This is a genomic window from Streptomyces sp. MMBL 11-1, assembly GCF_028622875.1.
Lineage (GTDB): Bacteria > Actinomycetota > Actinomycetes > Streptomycetales > Streptomycetaceae > Streptomyces.
Genome location: NZ_CP117709.1, coordinates 4733263 through 4752679, shown reverse-complemented (window position 1 = coordinate 4752679; position 19417 = coordinate 4733263). Strand labels below are relative to the sequence as shown.

Annotated in this window: 16 protein-coding genes; 10 read left to right on the top strand and 6 right to left on the bottom strand. The window is 72.9% G+C overall.

What is annotated here, in order from left to right; genetic code table 11:
- Window positions 1–497: 497 nt before the first annotated feature.
- From PSQ21_RS20955 to PSQ21_RS20930, 6 genes are all read left to right on the top strand, one after another.
- Entirely contained in the window at window positions 498–1157 is a 660-nt protein-coding gene (locus tag PSQ21_RS20955) for a GntR family transcriptional regulator (RefSeq protein ID WP_274032154.1), read from the top strand.
- 97 nt (window positions 1158–1254) lie between these two features.
- A complete protein-coding gene (locus tag PSQ21_RS20950) occupies window positions 1255–2262 on the top strand; it encodes a 1-aminocyclopropane-1-carboxylate deaminase (protein WP_274032153.1) in 1008 nt (335 codons plus the stop codon).
- 193 nt (window positions 2263–2455) lie between these two features.
- Complete coding sequence (locus PSQ21_RS20945) at window positions 2456–2923, top strand: MarR family transcriptional regulator (protein WP_274032152.1); 468 nt, start codon at window positions 2456–2458, stop codon at window positions 2921–2923.
- Window positions 2924–3029: 106 nt separating this feature from the next.
- Window positions 3030–3935, top strand: a complete 906-nt coding sequence (locus PSQ21_RS20940; protein WP_274032151.1) for an HAD family hydrolase — start codon at window positions 3030–3032, stop codon at window positions 3933–3935.
- 124 nt (window positions 3936–4059) lie between these two features.
- Window positions 4060–4575, top strand: coding sequence for a lytic polysaccharide monooxygenase auxiliary activity family 9 protein (locus PSQ21_RS20935; protein WP_274032150.1), 516 nt, complete (start codon window positions 4060–4062; stop codon window positions 4573–4575).
- A gap of 284 nt (window positions 4576–4859) precedes the next feature.
- Entirely contained in the window at window positions 4860–5633 is a 774-nt protein-coding gene (locus PSQ21_RS20930; protein WP_274032149.1) for a calcium-binding protein, read from the top strand.
- 69 nt (window positions 5634–5702) lie between these two features.
- On the opposite strand, the gene PSQ21_RS20925 is transcribed toward PSQ21_RS20930, so the two are convergent.
- The 6 genes from PSQ21_RS20925 to PSQ21_RS20900 all read right to left on the bottom strand — a co-directional run bounded on the left by PSQ21_RS20925 (window position 5703) and on the right by PSQ21_RS20900 (window position 13588).
- The gene (locus tag PSQ21_RS20925; protein ID WP_274032148.1) at window positions 5703–7970 is read right to left on the bottom strand and encodes a SpoIIE family protein phosphatase; all 2268 of its coding nucleotides are present in this window, start codon (window positions 7968–7970) and stop codon (window positions 5703–5705) included.
- A gap of 205 nt (window positions 7971–8175) precedes the next feature.
- Window positions 8176–8766, bottom strand: coding sequence for a TetR/AcrR family transcriptional regulator (locus PSQ21_RS20920; protein ID WP_274032147.1), 591 nt, complete (start codon window positions 8764–8766; stop codon window positions 8176–8178).
- 214 nt (window positions 8767–8980) lie between these two features.
- Window positions 8981–9967: an ABC transporter permease gene (locus PSQ21_RS20915; protein WP_274032146.1), complete on the bottom strand. Its 987-nt coding sequence runs from the start codon at window positions 9965–9967 to the stop codon at window positions 8981–8983.
- A complete protein-coding gene (locus PSQ21_RS20910; protein WP_274032145.1) occupies window positions 9954–10994 on the bottom strand; it encodes an ABC transporter ATP-binding protein in 1041 nt (346 codons plus the stop codon). Before PSQ21_RS20910 ends, PSQ21_RS20915 begins: the two co-directional genes overlap by 14 nt.
- A gap of 134 nt (window positions 10995–11128) precedes the next feature.
- Entirely contained in the window at window positions 11129–12379 is a 1251-nt protein-coding gene (locus PSQ21_RS20905; RefSeq protein WP_274032144.1) for a LolA family protein, read from the bottom strand.
- 198 nt (window positions 12380–12577) lie between these two features.
- Window positions 12578–13588 carry a polyprenyl synthetase family protein gene (locus PSQ21_RS20900; protein WP_274032143.1) on the bottom strand — a complete coding sequence of 337 codons (1011 nt, stop codon included), beginning with the start codon at window positions 13586–13588 and terminating at the stop codon, window positions 12578–12580.
- 159 nt (window positions 13589–13747) lie between these two features.
- On the opposite strand from PSQ21_RS20900, the gene PSQ21_RS20895 reads away from it, so the two are divergent.
- The 4 genes from PSQ21_RS20895 (at window position 13748) to PSQ21_RS20880 (ending at window position 19415) form a co-directional block, all read left to right on the top strand.
- Window positions 13748–15247: a peptide MFS transporter gene (locus tag PSQ21_RS20895; RefSeq protein ID WP_274032142.1), complete on the top strand. Its 1500-nt coding sequence runs from the start codon at window positions 13748–13750 to the stop codon at window positions 15245–15247.
- A 98-nt stretch (window positions 15248–15345) separates the two neighbouring features.
- On the top strand, window positions 15346–17355 hold the full coding sequence (locus tag PSQ21_RS20890) for a CocE/NonD family hydrolase (protein ID WP_274032141.1): 2010 nt from the start codon (window positions 15346–15348) through the stop codon (window positions 17353–17355).
- Between the two features lie 159 nt (window positions 17356–17514).
- Window positions 17515–18744 carry a fumarylacetoacetase gene (gene fahA, locus PSQ21_RS20885; RefSeq protein WP_274032140.1) on the top strand — a complete coding sequence of 410 codons (1230 nt, stop codon included), beginning with the start codon at window positions 17515–17517 and terminating at the stop codon, window positions 18742–18744.
- A complete protein-coding gene (locus PSQ21_RS20880; protein WP_274032139.1) occupies window positions 18741–19415 on the top strand; it encodes a GOLPH3/VPS74 family protein in 675 nt (224 codons plus the stop codon). The genes fahA and PSQ21_RS20880 overlap by 4 nt, the downstream gene beginning before the upstream one ends.
- Window positions 19416–19417: the final 2 nt, after the last annotated feature.

Genomic DNA, 19417 nt, shown 5'->3' with positions numbered 1-19417 from the left:
GAAGGCGAATCTGTACTTGCGGGCATTGCGCGAGCTGCGCGAGCTGCGGGAAATGCGGGAATGACGGGAATTGCGCACGCTGATTCCTTCCGGATGGCAGGCGAAAGCTCGCGAGGGGGGTTGATTCGGCGATACGTCAGCGCGTGTCGCCGGGGGTGAGTTTTCGCCCGGCGGCGGGAGCGATGCCCGCCGCGAGATGAACTGTGGCCCAACGGCCGGGCGCCATCAAGGTTCTTGGCGGGGCGAGGTTTTAACAGAACGTCGGCGAGATTGTTAAAGCCGCTGTTCGCATTTCATCTCGCGGCCGACGCCCCTATCGGCGGGTCGGCACCGCTGCGGCTGAGGCTTTCGGCACTGTCAACCGCCTGTCTTCCGCGTGCCGTTGGCCGCGCCCCGGCCTCACGCCGGCTCAGTCGGGCGTGGCGGCGGCGGTCGTGCGGGCGGTCCTCTGGCCCTGGGTCTTGACAGCCCAACTCGCGCAGCATGCAATATATTGCATGCCCGTTCCGCAGAACCGAGGTCTCGTCTCCCGGTCGCTCCTGCGCGAGAGCGCCTACCGGGCCATCCGTGACGCCATCGTCGACGGCACGCTCGCACCCGGTGAACGCCTCAACGACGGTGACCTGGCCGTCTGGCTCGGGGTCAGCCGTACGCCGGTGCGCGAGGCGCTGGCGCGGCTGGAGCAGGCGGGGCTGGTGCAGACGAAGCCCGGCCGGTACACCATCGTGAGCCCGCTCGACGTCCGCGCCGTGCGGGCCGCGCAGTCGGTCACCTCCGCCATGCACGAACTCGCCGTACGGGAGGCGGTTCCGCGGCTGGACGCGGTGGAGCTGGACGCCATGCGCGAGGCGAACGCCCGCTTCGCCGAGGCCTTGCGGCGCGACGACGCCGAAGCGGCGCTGGAGGCCGACGACGCCTTCCACCGCGTGGCCGTGACCGCCTGCGCCAACGCCGCCGTCACCACCGTCCTCGATCAGTTCACGCCCGTGCTGCGCCGCCTGGAGCGGCTGCGCTTCTCCTCGTTGAGCGGACGTGGGTCGGTCGCCCAGCACGACCGGATCATCGCGCTGTGCGCGGCCGGGGACGTCGAGGGTGCGGTGGCCGCCACCCGGGCGAACTGGCAGACGCTGCTGCCGTTGCTGGACACGCTTCCCTGATGTTGCTGGACGCACCCCCCCCTGAACGCCCTCCGTCGCACGACGCCCCCGCGGTGCCACCGTGCCGGACCCGTCCCCACCCACCGAGGAGCCCACGATGTCCCTTGACGACTTCGAGCGTTACCCCCTGCTGTTCGGCCCCAGCCCGGTGCACCCCCTGGACCGGCTCAGCGACCACCTCGGCGGGGCGCGCGTCTGGGCCAAGCGCGAGGACTGCAACGCCGGTCTCGCTTACGGCGGCAACAAGACCCGCAAGCTGGAGTACCTGCTCCCCGACGCCCTCCGGCAGGGCGCGGACACCCTCGTCAGCATCGGCGGCGTGCAGTCCAACCACACCCGGCAGGTGGCGGCCGTCGCCGCCCGCGCCGGCCTGAAGGCGGTCCTGATCCAGGAGAGCTGGGTGGACTGGCCCGACGCGGTCAACGACAAGGTGGGCAACATCCTGCTGTCCCGCATCATGGGCGCCGACGTGCGGCTGGTGCAGGCGGGCTTCGGCATCGGCGTCAAGGACAGCTGGCGCCAGGCGCTGGAGGACGTACGGGCCGCGGGCGGCACACCGTACGCCATTCCGGCGGGCGGCTCGGACCATCCCCTCGGCGGCCTCGGCTTCGCGAACTGGGCGCGCGAAGTGCAGCGGCAGGAGCAGGAGTTGGGGGTCTTCTTCGACACCGTCGTGGTGTGCAGCGTCACCGGCAGCACGCAGGCCGGCATGATCGCCGGGTTCGCGGGCCAGGACCGGCCACGGCGGATCCTGGGCATCGACGCGTCGGCGAAGCTCGCCGAGACCCGCGCCCAGGTGGCGCGGATCGCCCGTAACACCGCCGAACTCATCGGCCTGGGACGCGAGTTGAAGGACGACGAGATCACCGTGCTGGAAGGCTGGGCCGGAGACCTCTACGGCGTGCCCGTGGCGTCCACGGTGGACGCCATCAAGCTCACCGGCCGGCTCGAAGGCATGATCATCGACCCGGTCTACGAGGGCAAGTCCATGGCCGGGCTGATCGATCTGGTGCGCGGCGGCGAGATCCCCAAGGGGTCCAACGTGCTGTACGCGCACCTCGGCGGCCAGCCCGCGCTCAACGCCTACAGCGGCATCCTCCGCTGACCTCCTTGCCCGAGCCCCTCCGGGACCGGCCCCGGAGGGGCTCCTCCGGACCGGCCCCGCCAAGCCCGCCCTTTGCCCGCGCCCTTGCCCTCGCCCTTGCCCTTGCCCTCGACCGCACTTGAGGTTCTACGGTCACCGCAAGGCCCGTACGACCGTCCGGGTCCGGTCCGCACCACCGAGGGAGCACGTTCTCATGTCGGATCAACAGCTCAGCGACGCCGAACTCGCCGGACAGCCCGCCGCCTACTGGACCGGCGTCGCCTACGAGGCGCTGATCGCGTACATCCGCGAGCGGCAGGCCGAGAAGGGCTACACCCAGCCCCAGTTCTGGCTTCTGCGCAATCTGTCGGCCGATGACATCTCGCCCGACGGCGCGGGAATGACCGTCCCCGAGCTCCAGCGGGCCATGGCCTCGTACATCCGGCCCGAGGACGACCTGGCGGTCGCGGCCGGGGAACTCGTACAGCGCGGCTGGCTCACGCGGGACGCGGCAGGCCGGTTGTGGATCACGGAGGAGGGGGAACAGGCGCGCCTCGACCTCAAGCGCAACGCTCCCGCGATCCGCGCCGCGCTCCACGCGGGCATTTCCGACGCGGACTACGTCACCACGGTGAAGGTGCTGCGGCAGCTGGTCCGCAACGCCGGCGGGGCCGTCTCCTGACCATCGCCTGACCGTCGCCTGACCGTCGCCTGACAACGGTCTCGGCACTTACCCGATACGTCCCTGACGCGCAAGCGGCCATCCAGGTCCTTCTAGTCTGGGGCCCATGCCCACGCCCCCCGCATACGCCCCCGGCACCGCCCCCGGCGCCGCCCCCGCCTACGACCTCGTCGCCACGGACCTGGACGGCACCCTGCTGCGCCCGGACGACACCGTGAGCGTCCGGTCCCGCGCCGCGCTCGCCCTCGCCGCCGCCGCGGGCGCCCGGCACCTGGTCGTCACCGGGCGGCCCGTGCCCGGGATACGGGCGCTGCTCGCGGACCTGGCGTACACCGGGCTCGTCGTCTGCGGGCAGGGCACCCAGCTGTACGAGGCCGGGGCGGGCGGCGGCGGGCGGTTGTTGCGGTCCGTCACGCTGGACCGCGAGGCCGCCGACACCGCGCTCGGGAAGATCGAGGCGGAGGTGGGGGCCGTGTTCGCCGCCGTGGACCAGGACGGCGTGGACGGGGTGACCCTGATCGAGGACGGGTACCGGATGCCGAACCCGACGCTTCCCGCCCGACGCGTCGGCTCCCGCGCCGCGTTGTGGGAGCGGCCCGTGATCAAGGTGCTGGTGCGCCACCCCGAGCTGGGCGACGACGCGCTGACCGCCGCAGCGCGCGGGGCCGTGGGCGATCTGGCGACGGTGACCATGGCGGGGCCGGGCACGGTGGAGCTGGCCCCGCGCGGCGTGGACAAGGGCACGGGGCTGGCGCTGGCCGCCGAACTGCTGGGGATCGGGGCGGAGCGGACTGTCGCGTTCGGGGACATGCCCAACGACCTGCCGATGTTCGCCGGTTCGGGCCATCGGGTGGCCATGGGCAACGCGCACCCGGAGCTGCGGGCGGCGGCCGACGAGGTGACCCTGTCGAACGCGGAGGACGGAGTCGCGGTGGTCCTGGAGCGCCTGTTCGGCGCGGTCCCGGCCCGGCGGCCGGGCACAGAGCTCGCGCCCGGGTCTAGCTTGGTCTAGACCAAGAGCGGTACGCTTCCGTCGTTACCCGTGACAACCCCACCGTCACGGCGTGACTGCTTGACATGCGCATGCCTGATCCGTCGTCACGCGGGCAGGCACGGACCCCCACAGAGGAGTTGTCATGAAAAGCAAGAGGCTCTTAGCCGTCGCCATCGGCGCGGGAATCGCCCCGCTCCTGGCCGTCAGCCTGCCCGCGAGCAGCGCGAGCGCGCACGGCTACATCTCATCGCCCCCCAGCCGGCAGGCCCAGTGCGCCGCCCGCACGGTCCCCTGCGGCGACATCAAGTACGAGCCGCAGAGCGTCGAGGGCCCCAAGGGCCTCATGAGCTGCAGCGGAGGCAACGCCCGCTTCGCCGAGCTCAACGATGACGGCAGGGGCTGGAAGGTCACCCCGGTCGGCCGGACGACCAGCTTCAACTGGCGGCTGACGGCGCGGCACGCCACCAGCACCTGGCAGTACTACGCGGGCGGCCAGAAGATCGCCGAGTTCAACGACGGCGGCGCCCGGCCCGGCGAGACCGTCACCCACCAGGTCAGCTTCGGCGGCCTGTCCGGCAAGCAGAAGGTGCTGGCCGTGTGGAACATCGCCGACACCGCCAACGCGTTCTACGCCTGCGTGGACGTGAACGTGAGCTGACGCGGTTCCGCGTCGCACGTGAGCAAACGCGGTACCGCGTCGCACGTGAACGGAAGCGGTTACGCGTCGCACGTGAACGTAAGCAAACGCGGTACCGCGTGAACGAGAGCTGACGCGGTACCGCACCCCTCCCGGCGCCTGCCGGGACGAACCAGGCCTGTCCGGGTACCGGAGCGCGCCGGCCGCGGCCGCGAGGAAGCCGCCCTCGCGACCGCGGTCGCCGGTACCCCGGGCAGGCCCCGCCGGCAGGCCGCCACCCGGCCGCCCCTTCGAGACGAGGTCCCATGAACCGACACCGACTCACCGCCCGCGCGGCCGTCGTGGCCCTGCTCGCCACCGGCCTCGCCGCGTCCCCGGCGGTCGCGGCCCCCGGCGCCACCGCGGCGAAGGCCCGCGTCGGCGCCGACTGGGCGAAGCAGTCGATCACCTTCACCGCCGGCGCGGGACAGACGAACGACCTCCACGTGGTGCCCATGGACCGGGGCGACGGAGTCCGCCGGATCGGCTTCCGCGACGCGGTCCCGCTCGTACCCGGCGACCACTGCGCCTACCTCACCCCCGGGGACGAGACCTACGTCGTCTGCGAACTGCCCACCGACAGCTCCCGCCCGGACCGGATCGACGTCTTCCTGGGCGACGGCGACGACGAGATCGCCACCAGCGACCCCGGGGTCGCGACCGTCAGCGGCGGCCCCGGCGACGACATGCTGCACGCCCACACCGCGCACACGGTGCGGGGCGACGCGGGGAACGACATGGTCATGGGGCGCGTGGTCCTGGACGGCGGCGACGGCATGGACCACCTGATGGCCGTCGACGGCGACCAGCGGCTGTGGGGTGGCCGGGGCGACGACATGATCGAGGCGTACGAGGGCGATGACCTGGTGTACGGGGGCCCGGGTGACGACCACGTCATGGGCGGGGACGGCAACGACATCCTGCTCGGCGGCCCCGGCGACGACATGGTGCACGGCGAGGGCGGCGACGACCTGGTCGTCGGCGGCCCCGGCAAGGACACCGTCGACGGCGGCCCGGGCCGGAACATCGTGCTCCGGTAGGCGGGGCGGTGGGCCCGGGGCGGCGGAGGCACCGGCCTCCGGGCCTCCGCCCCCGGGCGCCCCTCGCCGCTACCGCCCGCCGCCCGCGCCGCCCTGCTCGCCGCCCGCACGGTCCGGCCCGTCACCCGCCCCGCCCGGCCCGTCCCCCGCGCCCTCCGGCTCGCCGGCCTCGTCGTCCTGTTCACCGCCCTCGTCGTTCCGCTCGTCGTCCGGCAGTTCCTGCTCGGTCCACAGCACCTTGCCGTCCGGCCCGTGGCGGGCCCCCCAGTGGGAGGCCAGCCGGGAGACGATGAACAGTCCCCGGCCGCCCTCGTCGACGGTCCCGGCGTGCCGCAGGTGCGGGGAGGCCGTGGAGCCGTCGTGGACCTCACAGGTGAGCGTCGAGTCCAGCAGGAGACGCAGCCGCAGCGGCGGGGCACCGTAGCGGACGGCGTTGGTGACCAGCTCGCTGACGATCAGCTCCGTCGCCTCGACGGTGTCCTCGCCCAGGCCCCAGCCCTGGAGCCGGTCGCGTACGAGCACCCGGGAGGTGCCGGGCGTCGTGGGGTCCTGGGCCAGGTCCCAGGTGGCGACCAGATGGTCGGAGACCGTACCGGTACGGGCCAGGAGCAGGGCCGCACCGGCGGAGCGGGTGTCGTCCGGCAGCGCGTACACGATGTCGTCGCCCAGTTGCTGAAGGCTTCGGCCCGGCCGGGCGAGCGCCTGAGTGATGCGTTCGGCGGCCTGGTCGCCCGAGAGCAGGTCGGCGGTGCAGAACGCGAGGAGGCTGCCCACCTCCAGGGTGACGGTGGCGGGCGCGAAGAGCGCGCTGTCGTCGGAGAAGAGTCCGGGCCCTTCCGGCACGTCCAGCGCGACCGCCCGCCCGTCCGGGCCGACGATCAGCGGCGCGGGGTGCCCGGCGCGCGCGACGGTGCAGGTGCGGGTGAACGGGTCGTAGACCCCGTACAGGCAGCCCGCGCTCAGGGGTTCGCCCTGGAGTTCGTCGGCCGGGGGCAGGGAGGCGCGCTCGTGGGCGAGGCGGTCGGCGGTTTCCTTGAGCCGGGCGAGGACCTCCTCCGGCTCCAGGTCGAGGCCCGCCAGCGCCTGGATGACCGTACGCAACTGGCCCATGGCGATGGCCGACTGGAGGCCTTCGCCCGCCACGCCGCCCACAACGAGCGCGGTGCGGGCGCCGGACAGGGCGATGGTGTCGAACCAGCAGCCGCTGTCCCGGCCGGGCAGCAGGACGTGCGCGGTGTCGACGGCGGCCTGCTGCCGTTCGGCCTGCGGGAGCAGCCGCCGCTGGACCGTCGAGGCGATGACGTGCTCGCGCTCGTAGCGGCGGGCGTTGTCGATGCTGAGCGCCGCCCGGGTGGCCGCCGTACCGGCCAGGGAGACGTCGTCCTCGTCGAACGGCTCGGCCGCCCCGCAGCGGTAGAGGCTGACCAGCCCGAGGACCGCGCCCCGCAGGGTGAGGGGGACGACGATCAGGGAGTGCGCGCCGGTCTCCGTCACGGCGCGCGCCCCGTCCGGGTCGGTGTCCAGCCAGGGGGTGTCGGGCGCGAGCGGGACGAGCCGGGCCCGCAGGTCGGTGGTGGCGAGCGCGTACGGCGTACGGGCGGCCAGGCGGCGGGTCATCCCCGTCAAGCGCTCCCGCGCCCGGCCCTCTCCCCCGCCCTCCGCCGTGTCCCGGACGGCGTCGCACCGGCCGCTCGCGGCGCGGCGCAGCGGGGTGTCGGGCGGCAGCGGGCCCGGGGGCGGGTCGGCGCCGCGCAGGACGTCGTCCACCACCTCGACCACGGCGAGGTCAGCGAATCCGGGCACCAGGGCGTCGGCGAAGGCGCGGCAGGTGGCGGCGACGTCGAGGGAGCCGCCGACGGCATCCCGTACGGCGGCGAGCGCGGCTTCCCGGGCGCGGGCCCGTTGGCGCTCGGTGACGTCGACGATCGCGGCCAGCAGGCCGAGGGCGGGTGCGTCGGGGCCGTCGGGGGCGTCGAGGCGGTAGGCGGAGACCAGGAACTCCCGGTCGCCGGGGGTCTCGCGCAGCCGGCCCCGCACGAGACGGTCGCGCACCGGGCCTTCGCCCGCGAGCACCCGCTTCAGCAGCTGCTCCGCGCCGCCCGGGTCGTCGAGCCGGAAGGCCTCGGTGAACCGGCGGCCGATGTACGCCCCGATCTCGACGCCGTCGCCGAGCGCGTTGGCCCGGGCCAGCCGGAGCTGCGGGTCGAGGACGACCAGGCCGACGGAGGACTGGCTGAACAGCGTCGCCAGCAGGGCCTCGTCCAGCAGGTCCTCGTCCAGCAGGTGCGGCCCGCCCGGGTCCTTTCCGCGCCCGGCCCGGGTCTCGGCGTCCGCCACGGCTCCACCCGCCCTCCGGCTCCGGCGCACCGGTGCACCGGAGCCGGCACGCGCCGGACCAGCATCACCCGGCGCACCGTGCCCGGCCACCGGTGGAGGGCAGACGCGTGAACGGGGAAGCCGGCGCGGCCCGGCGCGGGAACCCCGTCGGGCCGCCACGGCCGGCGGACGCGGTCGGCGCACACCCTCGGCGCGCACCCTCGGGTCAGTACCCCGGCGCGCGCAGGGAGCGCAGTACGTGGTCCACCAGGGCGGCGATCGTCTCCTCGTCCTGGACGGGCTTGCGCAGCACATGGCGGTAGTAGACGGGCCCGTACAGCATCTCCACGGCCAGCGGGAGGTCCGCGCCGGGCGGGATCTGGCCCTGTTCCTGGGCGCTGCGCAGCCGGCCGATCGCTTCCTCGACGCGCGGGTCGACCAGTTCCTCCCGCAGTTGCCGGGCCAGGAGGTCGTCGTGGTGCAGCTCGGAGAGGATGCCCGCGTAGGCGGGGCCGAACGGCGGGACCGAGAGCAGTCTCACCGCTCCGGCGACATGGGCGCGCAGGTCGGTGCCGATGTCGCCGGTATCCACGAACGGGGTGGCGTCGACCAGGGCGTCCGTGAACGCCTCCAGCAGCACCGCGCCCTTCGACGGCCACCACCGGTAGATCGTCTTCTTGCTGACCCCGGCACCGGCCGCGATGGCCTCTATCGTGACGTGCCCGTACCCCCGCTCCGTACAGAGATCGAGAGCGGACCGCAGGATCGCGCGGCGTGACCGTTCGCTGCGGCGCACGCTGCTCGGCGATGTGATCATTCGGTGAGCATAGGGGGATTCCAGCCAATCTCTTGTTGACAGTTCGTCGCCAAAGGCCGAACAATACCCAGGCGGAAACGGAACGTACCGTGTCGTGTCGTTCCCTTTGGCCGCACCGTTCGTGCCGTTCGTGCCGCGACGAGCCGATCGGGGGACGGCTCGCCCGGCCGACGGCGCGGACGGCCTCCCGCAGATCCGATCCGGTCATCGTCGCTCAGGCCGTGATGTCCTTGGCCGTGAAGCGCGCCCAGGCCGCCGAGCCGAACACCGCGACGTACAGCCCCTGCAGTTGGAAGTTCTTGATCAGGTCGTCCCAGTGGACGGGTTCGCGCAGGACGTCCGCGAAGGACGGCCAGTAGTGCGCGAACAGATACGGGTGCACGCCGCTCAGCTGCGGGATGCTGCCGAGGATCTGCACCGTGATCAGCAGCCCGACCGTGGCGGCCATCGCCCCGATCCCGCTGCCGGTCAGCGTCGAGACGAACAGCCCGAGCGCGGCGAACCCGGTCAGGGAGACCGCGACGACCAGCGCCGTCAGTGCCGCCCGCACCAGCCCCTCACCGAAGCTGATCCGGGTCCCGGAGATCGTGGTGACCTCGCCCACCGGGAACAGCAGCGCACCCACGGCCAGCGCCGACGCCGCCACGACCAGGGTCGCGACCAGGCAGAAGGCGAGGACGGAGGCGTACTTCACGAGCAGCAGCCGGGTCCGGCCCGCCGGGGCGACCAGCAGATAGCGCAGGGTCCCGCTGCTCGCCTCGCCCGCGATCGCGTCGCCCGCGACGACGCCGACGGCCATCGGCAGGAAGACCGGCAGCGTCGCGGCGAGGGCGGCGAAGACGAGGAAGAGGCCGTTGTTGGTGACCTGGGCGAGGAAGGCCGGGCCCGCCCCGCCGTCCGGGCCGCCCGACCCGCCACCGCCACCGCCCGTCTCGATCCGGACCGCGATCCCGATGAGTACGGGTACGGCGGCGAGCACGCCGAGCAGGGCGAAGGTCCGGTGGCGGCGGAGCAGCGTGGTGATCTCGGACCGGAGGAGACCCAGCGTCCACAACGGATTGCGGGGACGACCCGCCGGATTGCCGGGACCCGCCGGATCGCGGGATGCCGCCGGATCGCCGGGGCCCGCCGTCTCGCGGGGACCCGCCGTCTCGCGGGATGCTGCCGTCCCGGCCTGCGGCCCCGTCTCAGCCTGCGACATCGAATCCCTCTCCCGTGAGTGCGACGAAGGCGTCCTCCAGCGAGCCCCGCTCGACGCCGAAGAACCGTACCCGCACCCCGCCGGAGACCAGCGCCGCGTTGAGGTCGGCGAGGTCCACGGCGGCGGGCGGGGCGTCGGCGGTGAGCCGGTCGCCGTCGGCGCTGAGACCGGTGAGTCCGTGCTCCCGGAGGATACGGGCGGCGTCCCCGGGGTCGGGGGTGGTGACGGCGAGCCGGCCCCGGGCTCCCGCGGCGAGGTCGGCGACCGGGCCCTGGACGATCAGCCGGCCCCGGGCCATCACCGCGGCGTGGGTGCAGACCTGCTCGATCTCGTCCAGCAGATGGGAGGAGAGGAACACCGTGGTGCCCTCGGCGGCCAGCTCCCGGACCAGGGAGCGGATCTCTCGCATGCCCTGCGGGTCGAGGCCGTTGGTCGGCTCGTCCAGGACCAGCAGCCGGCGCGGCCGGAGCAGGGCGGCGGCGAGCCCGAGGCGCTGCTTCATGCCGAGGGAGTACGTCTTGGCCTTCTTCCCGGAGGCCGCGGCGAGCCCGACCCGCGCCAGGGCCTCGTCGACGCGGGCCCGCCGGGTGCGCGGGTCGGCGGTGGGGTCGGCCCGGTCGTAGCGCAGGAGGTTGTCGCGGCCGTTCAGGAAGCCGTACAGCGCGGGTCCCTCGATCAGCGCGCCGACCTCCGGCAGCACCGTGCGGGCGGCGCCCGGCATCGGGCGGCCGAGCACCTCGGCGGTGCCGGACGTGGGGTCGATGAGGCCCATCAACATCCGGATCGTCGTGGTCTTCCCGGAGCCGTTGGGGCCGAGGAAGCCGAAGACGCTGCCGCCGGGCACGGTCAGGTCGAGGCCGTCCACGGCGAGCTGGCCGCCCCGGTAACGCTTGGTCAGACCACGGGTGCGGATGACCGGACCGGCCTCCTCCCCGTCCGCGGCGCCCGGCGTGCCCGTGGTGTCCGGCGTACCGGCGGTGCGCGGTGTCCCCGCCCCGGTCGGCCCAGCGGTCCCCGTCGTCGTCATCCCGGTCGCACCTCTCCCGTCCGCACGGCCGGCAGCGCCCCTGCGACGCTGCCGTCCCGCCCCGCCGCACGGTGTGGGTGCGACGGGGCGGGTGTCCGGCGCCGGTCGCCCGGCACGGCGGGCGCCGGGGTGTCCTACTTGGCGGCGTCGGCGGCGCGGACCAGCGCGTCCTTGGTCACCGCTCCGACGTACACCCTGCCGTCGTCCGTCAGCAGGGCGTTGACCAGGCGCGTCTTGAAGACCGTGCCCGAACCGAACTTCCCGGTGACCTTGTCGCCGAGCGCGTCGATGAAGCCCTGCGCCTCGGCCGGGATGTCGCCCGAGCCGGCCGCCGGAAGGCCCGTGCCGCCGGGGGTCCGGATCTCGGCGATCGAGGTCCAGCCCTCGCCGATGACGTTGAGGCCCTCGAAGCCGTCCAGCTCGGCCAGCTGCCCGGGGAGCGCCTTCCGCGCCGCGCCGTGCTCGTCCTTGCCGGTCTCCAGCTCGTCGGCCTCGGTCACCTTGGCGCCCTTGGGCGGGGCGAAGTCGAAGGTGGACGCGGCGGGCCTGGAGAAGTCGACCTTGGTGAACCCGGCGTCGACCACGGCCTTGCCGCCGCTCGCCGCGGACAGGGTGAACTTCAGCGGTACGCCGTTCTCGGCGTCCACGGCGATGCGGACCGAGCCGATCGTCGAGCCGGACTGCTTCGGCTTGATCAGCAGCTGGTACGCGTCCCGCCCGGCGACCTGCGCCGTGCCGTCCACGGTGACCGAGGTGGTGTCCCCGGCCGCCGCGAGCGCCTGCTCGGCGAAGTCCTTCGGGGTGGCCGGAGCGCCCTCGGGGAGCTTCGGAGCCTTCTCGGCGGCGTCGCCGCCGTCCCGGCCCCCGGGGGCCTCGGCGTGGTAGACCTCGTCGGACTGGCTGTCGTACGCCCAGACCTCGCCCTGGTTGTGGATGACGCTGTACTCGGACGCTTCCCCGAGGATGGAGAGCTTCTGCCGCTCCGGGCCGTCGGCGGCCACGCGCAGCGTGTGCGTGCCGGACGTCAGCTCCATGAGCTTGTCCTGCGGGGCCGCAGCGCCGCCGTCCTTGTCCCCGCCCGTGCCCCCGGCGCCCGGTACGAGCGAGCCCGCGAGGCCGTCGAGGGGCAGGCCCAGGTCGGTACGGATCTTGAACGTGCCGGAGAGCTGCTCCTCGTCGGAAGCGGCGATCTTCTCGATGAGCTGCTGTGCGGTGATCTTCGGCAGATCCGGGTCGCCGGTGCTGGCGAGCGCCGGGACGAGCCCGATGGTCGCGGCCGCCACCCCCGCGACCGCGACGGGGACGATGTAGCGCGCCGCCTTGCGGCGGCCCACGACAGTGCTCGTGGCCTCGCCGGTGGTCTCTGCGCTGTCGTTCGGTGCCATGGTGTGCCCTACCTCCGTGGTCGGCGGCTTCCGTTGTTCTCCATCTGACCAAATCAGACGGTCCGAAGCGTCAGCCCGGGGAATCAACTCCGCCTACTGCTCCGGTATGACAACCGGGAGGCTCGTGTACGTCATCCAGTAGGGGTACGGCCCCGACGAATGACACGCCGTCAGCGTCCCGCGCACCACGGCGGGCTCTCAGCCCGCGCGGTGCACCACGGCGTCGCACAGCTCTTCCAGCGCGGACTTCGCGTATCCCTCGGGCAGCGGTGCGAGCGTGGCGCGCGCCGCCTGGGCGTAGCGCACGGTGTCCTGGCGGGCCTGCTCCAGCGCCGGGTGGACGCGCAGCCGGCGCAGCACCTCGTCCAGGGCGTCGTCGTCGCCGAGGTCGCCTTCGAGCAGCTCGACGAGCTCCAGGTCGTCGGGCTTGCCGTCGGCCGCCGCCTGGGCGCGCAGCCGCAGGACCGGGAGGGTCGGGATGCCCTCGCGCAGGTCGGTGCCGGGGGTCTTGCCGGACTCATGGGAGTCGGAGGCGATGTCGAGGACGTCGTCGGCGAGCTGGAAGGCGATGCCGAGCCGCTCCCCGTACTGGGTGAGGACGTCCACGGTGCGCTCGTCGGCGCCGGACATCATCGCGCCGAGGCGGCCGGACACGGCGACCAGCGAGCCGGTCTTGCCGCTGAGGACGTCCAGGTAGTGGTCGACCGGGTCGCGGCCGTACCGCGGGCCCGCGGTCTCCAGGATCTGGCCGGTGACGAGCCGTTCGAAGGCCTCCGCCTGGATGCGGACGGCCTCGGGGCCGAGGTCGGCGAGGATGTGGGAGGCACGGGCGAAGAGGAAGTCGCCGGTGAGGACGGCGACGGAGTTGCTCCAGCGGGTGTTGGCGCTGGGCACCCCGCGCCGCACGTCGGCCTCGTCCATCACGTCGTCGTGGTACAGCGTGGCCAGGTGGGTCAGCTCGACGACGACGGCGGAGGGGACGACCCCCGGCGCGCCGGGATCGCCGAACTGTGACGCGAGCATGACCAGCAAGGGGCGGAACCGCTTGCCCCCCGCGCGCACCAGGTGCTGGGCGGCCTCCGTGATGAAGGGCACATCGCTCTTGGTGGCTTCGAGCAGACCCGTCTCGACAGCTGCCAGGCCCAACTGGACATCGGTCTCAAGAGACTGGTCCCGCACGTGCAGTCCGAACGGCCCGACGACGGTCACGAGGGCATCTCCTGTCTGCTGACGATCACACGCAATGTCGATGTGTCGCTGTCTCTCGAATCAACTTCAGCGTATCCGGTCCGCTATGGATCACCGTGGGCGGCTTCCCATGACCGCCGGTATGTTCGTGATCAGCTCATACGATCAGGAGTCCCCGTTTTGTCCCACAGCACCGCAGGCACCGAGCCGGCCAAGCCCCCGCCCGAGGACGACCACGCCTTCTTCGGGCAGCCACGGGGCCTGATGACCCTGTCCGGCCTGGAGGTCTGGGAGCGGTTCTCGTTCCTGGGCATGCAGGCCATCCTGGTGCTGTTCTTCGCCGACACGGTGGCCAACGGCGGCATGGACATGGACCCCGGAACCGCCGCCTCCGTCTCCGCCGCCTACGGCACGCTGGTCTATCTGGTCTCCGTGGCGGGCGGCTGGCTGGCGGACCGGATCCTCGGCTCGTACCGGGCCGTGCTGTACGGCGGCATCCTCATCGCGTGCGGCCACTACTGCATGGCCGTACCCACCGACGCCATGACCTGGGTGGGCCTCGGCCTGATCAGCGCCGGAACGGGCCTGCTCAAGCCCAACGTGGCCTCCATGGTCGGCAAGCTCTACCGCACCGACGACGAGCGGCGCGACGCCGGCTTCGCCCTGTACTACATGGGCATCAACATCGGCGCCTTCGCCGGACCGCTGATCACCGGCTGGCTCGGCGACCACGCCGGCTGGCACTGGGGCTTCTCGGCCGCCGCGATCGGCATGACCCTCGGTCTGATCCAGTACGTGGTGGGCCGCCGTCACCTGGCCGGGCGTAAGCACGCCGCCGAATTCGCGCTGGCCCCCGACGCGATGCGCCGCGCGGTCCGGCTGATCGTCGGCGGGGCCGTCGTGGTCGCCGCGGTGGCCACCGCACTGGCCCTCGCGGGCTGGCTGACGATGGACCGGTTCGTCGACGTGCTCACCGTCATCTCGGTGATCGCGCCGATCGTCTACTTCGTCGTGATGTTCCGCTCCCCCCGGGTCACCGCCGAGGAGCGCGGCAGGCTCCGCCCGTACGTCGTCCTCTTCCTCGGGTCCGTCGTCTTCAACTTCATCCTCTTCCAGGCGTACTCGACCATGATGCTGCTCGCGTCGACGAACGCCCGGACCGAGATCCTCGGCTTCACCTTCCCGGCGAGCTGGTACGCCTCCGCGCTCGGCGCCTTCGAGGTCGCGCTCGCCCCGGTCGTCGCCGCGGTCTGGGCGAGGATGGGCCCCCGCCAGCCGCACGCCTCCAACAAGATCGCGTTCGGGGTGATCCTCGGCGGGCTCTCCTTCCTGCTGATGGTCCTGCCGACCTCCGGCCACGACGACACCACGTACCGCATGGCGGCCTGGTGGATCGTCGGCTCGTATCTGCTGCTCGGGCTGGGCGACATCCTGCTGGAGACCTCCGGCATGTCCGCCACCACCAAGCTCGCCCCCCAGGCCTTCGCCAGCCAGACGATGGCCCTGTGGTTCCTCTCGCTCGCCCTGGCCAACGGCATCCAGGCCCAGATCGTGAAGCTGTACGGCGAGGTCTCCAACCCCGCCTACTTCGGCGTCAACGGCGCGATCGCCGTGGCGGTGGGCGTGGCGATGATCGCCGCCGCCCCCTGGCTGAAACGCACCATGCACCCCGTCCACTGAAACGGGCCCCGCACCCCGTCCACCGCGCACCGAGCACGCCTCCGCACCCCGTTCACCGAGCACGTCCCCGCCCCCGTCGTCGTACATCGAGGTGACCCATGCACATCACGACCGAGTTCCCGTACGAGACCACCCGCGAGGACGTCTCCATCCCGCTGTCCGACGGCACCCGGCTCTACGCCCGGATCTGGCGTCCGCTGACCGACGAACCGGTCCCCGCCCTGCTGGAGTACCTGCCCTACCGGCTCAGCGACTGGACCGCGCCCCGCGACTGGCAGCGCCACCCCTGGTACGCGGGCCACGGCTACGCCTCCGTACGGGTCGACGTCCGGGGCCACGGCAACAGCGAGGGGCTGCCGGGCGACGAGTACGACGCGCAGGAGCTCGCCGACGGGGTCGCCGTCATCCACTGGCTGGCCCAGCAGGAATGGTGCTCCGGCCGGGTCGGGATGTTCGGCATCTCCTGGGGCGGCTTCAACTCGCTCCAGATCGCCGCGCTCGCCCCCGAGCCGCTGAAAGCGATCGTCACCGTCTGCTCGGCCGACGACCGCTACGACAACGACGTCCACTACATGGGCGGCTCCGTCCTCGCCGTGGACATGCACGCCTGGGCCGCCACCATGCTCGCCTTCGTCTGCCGGCCGCCGGACCCCGCGCAGGTCGGCGACGCGTGGAAGGAGATGTGGCTGGAGCGGCTGGAGGCCGTCGACCCCCTGATCCACACCTGGCTGGCCCACCAGAGCCGCGACGACTACTGGAAGCACGGCAGCGTCTGCGAGGACTACGGCGCGATCAAGGCGAACGTCCTCGCCGTCGGCGGCTGGCACGACCCGTACCGGGACACCGTCCTGCGGCTCATGGAACACCTGGACCCGGAGCGGGTGCGCGGGATCATCGGCCCCTGGTCGCACCAGTACCCCGACCGGGGGCTGCCCCCGGGCCCCGCGATCGGCTTCCTCCAGGAGACGCTGCGCTGGTGGGACCAGCACCTCAAGGGCCAGGAGACGGGCGTGATGCGGGAACCGCTGCTGCGGTCCTGGATCAGCGGCTCGCACCCGCCCGCCACGGTGTACGAGACGCTGCCGGGCCGCTGGGTCGGGGACGCGAGCTGGCCCTCGGAGAACGTCTCCCCGGTGGCGTACGCCCTCCAGGGCGGCGAGCGGATCGTCGCCTCGCCGCAGCAGACCGGTGTGGACGCGGGCCGCTTCTTCCCGTTCGGCAACGACGCGGACCTGCCGCCGGACCAGCGGGACGAGGACGCCAAGTCGGTGTCGTTCGAATTCCCCGTCGCGGACGCGCCGATCGAGATCCTCGGCCGCCCCCGGGTGAAGCTCCGCCTCCGGATGGACGTGCCGCGCGGCCAGGCCATCGCCCGGCTCTGCGACATCGCGCCCGACGGCTCCTCCACCCTGGTCACCCGGGGCGTCCTCAACCTCGCGGCCCGGCACGGCCGCGACCGCACCGACGACTGGCCCCCCGGCGAGACCGAGGACGTGGTCTTCGACCTCAACGGCATCGGGCACACCTTCCCGCCCGGCCACCGCATCCGGCTCGCCGTCTCCTCCTCGTACTGGCCCTGGATCTGGCCGCAGGCCGGCTCGGCGGGCTTCACCCTGGACGCGGACGGCAGCTTCGTCGAGCTCCCGGTGCGCCGCCACACCGAGGACCCGGCGATCAGCTTCGGGGAGCCCGAGCAGTCCGAACCGCTCGGCGTGGCCCACCCGGTCACCCTGGAGGAGCCGCGCCCCGAACGCCTCGTCGTCCGCGATGTCGCCAAGGGCGAGTGGCGCCTGGAGGTCGACCCCCGCTACGGCGGGACGCGGGTCTACCCCGACGGTCTCGAATTCACCGAGGACGCGTCGGAGACGTACACGATCCAGCAGGACGACCCGCTCTCCGCGCGGACCCGCTCCGACTGGCGGATCCGGCTGCACCGCCCGGAGATGGCCTGGGACGTGGAGATCGAGACCCGCTCCGAGATCGCCGCCGACGACCAGGACTTCATCACGTCCAACGAGGTGATCTGCACGGAGGGCAGGGACGGCGGGGAGAAGGAGGTCGTCTTCCACCGCACCTGGGAGAAGCGCATCCCGCGCACGGCGGGCTGAGCGGCCCCGCTGTCCCACCGCCGGACCCCCGGTTTTCCGGCGGGCCCGACGAACTTTCCGGGCAATGCGCACAGTTGGGGATAGTCGGGGCACTGCCGCTGGGTAGGAGCACCGACGTAACGTGTCCCTCACGCGACCTGGAAAGCGAGGCAGCACCACATGCCCGAGCAGAGCAGCCCGCTCGATCTGGCCGAGGGCGACCCCTTCGGCCCGCACAACCTTCCTTACGGTGTGTTCTCCACCTCCGACCACCCCGACGACCGCCGGGTCGGTGTCCGTATCGGTGACCACGTCCTGGACGCCGGGGCCGCCGCCCACGCCCTGGGCTCCCCCTACGCGGGGCTGCTCGCCCAGCCGAGCCTGACGCCGCTGCTCGCGGCGGGCCGCAACGCCTGGCGGGACGTGCGCCGCGCGCTCACCGCCTGGCTGACGATCCCCGCCCACCGCGCGGACATCGAACCGCTGCTGCACCCGGTGGACGCGGTGACCCTGCACCTGCCGTACGAGGTCGCGGACTACGTCGACTTCTACGCCAGCGAGCACCACGCCACCAACGTGGGGAAGATCTTCCGGCCGGACGGCGACGCGCTCACCCCCAACTGGAAGCACCTGCCGATCGGTTACCACGGCCGCTCCGGCACCGTCGTGGTCTCCGGCACGGACGTGGTGCGCCCCAGCGGCCAGCGCAAGGCCCCCGCCGACCCGGCCCCCGTCTTCGGGCCTTCGGTGAAGCTCGACATCGAGGCCGAGGTCGGCTTCGTCGTCGGCGTCCCCTCCGCGCACGGCGCTCCGGTCCCGCTGGCCGACTTCCGCGAGCACGTCTTCGGGCTCTCGCTCCTCAACGACTGGTCCGCCCGCGACCTCCAGGCCTGGGAGTACGTGCCGCTCGGCCCGTTCCTCGGAAAGTCCTTCGCCACCTCCGTCTCCGCCTGGGTCACCCCGCTGGAGGCACTGGACGCCGCCCGCACCGCGCCCCCGGCCCGCGACTTCCCGCTCCTGCCCTACCTCGACGACGCGGCGGACGAGGAGCCGGGCGGCTTCGACATCCGGATCACCGTCGAGATCAACGGCCAGGTCGTCGCCGAACCGCCGTTCGCCTCGATGTACTGGACCGCCGCCCAGCAGCTCGCTCACATGACGGTCAACGGCGCGTCGCTGCGCACCGGCGACCTGTACGGCTCCGGCACCGTCAGCGGCCCCGAGCCCGGCCAGCGCGGCTCGCTCCTGGAGCTGACCTGGAACGGCCGCGACGCGCTGGAACTCCCCGAGGGCAAGCGGACGTTCCTGGAGGACGGCGACACGGTCACGCTGACCGCCTGGGCCCCCGGCCCGCACGGCACCCGCGTCGGCCTCGGCGACGTGACCGGAAGGATCGTCACCGCGCCATGACGCAGGACGCCCCCGGCCTGACGCTGCCCGAGGAACTGATCCTCCTTGCCCTGGACCCGGACCGGGGCAAGCCGACCTGCAACGCCCGCGATCTGGGGTACGGAACCGCCGGGGCCGTCCTCGCCGAGCTGGAGATCCGGGGCCACATACGCGAGGAGCGCGGCCGGGTCCAGGTGGTGAACCCGCTGGACCCGGCCGACCCGATCCTCGCCGCCCTGCTCCGGACCCTGGACCCACCGGCGAAGGGCCGCCGCCGCCCGGGGATCCGCGCCCGGCGCTGGGTGGGTGAGTACGACCGGTACGTGCAGGAGAAGTACCTGGACTCCCTGGTCGAACGCTCCGTCCTGTCCCGGACGACCCACCGCGTCCTCGGCGTGCTCCCCTACCACCGCCACTTCCCGGGCGTGCCGGACCTCTCGCGGGGCGTCCTCGACCGGTTCGCGGCGGCCGAGGCGGCGGGGTACCCGGACCACCGCGACCGGGTGCTGGCCTCCCTGGCCTCCGCCATCGGCCTGGCCGGTGACCTGACCCGTCTCGGCCGCACGGGCCGCACGGTCATGAAGGTCATGCGCCGCTCCGAGTGGACCGCCGTGGCCGTCCGCTACAACGTCGAGCAGAACGAGACCGGCAACGGCTGGAGCGGCTACAGCGGGAGCGGCGACCCGGACTGACA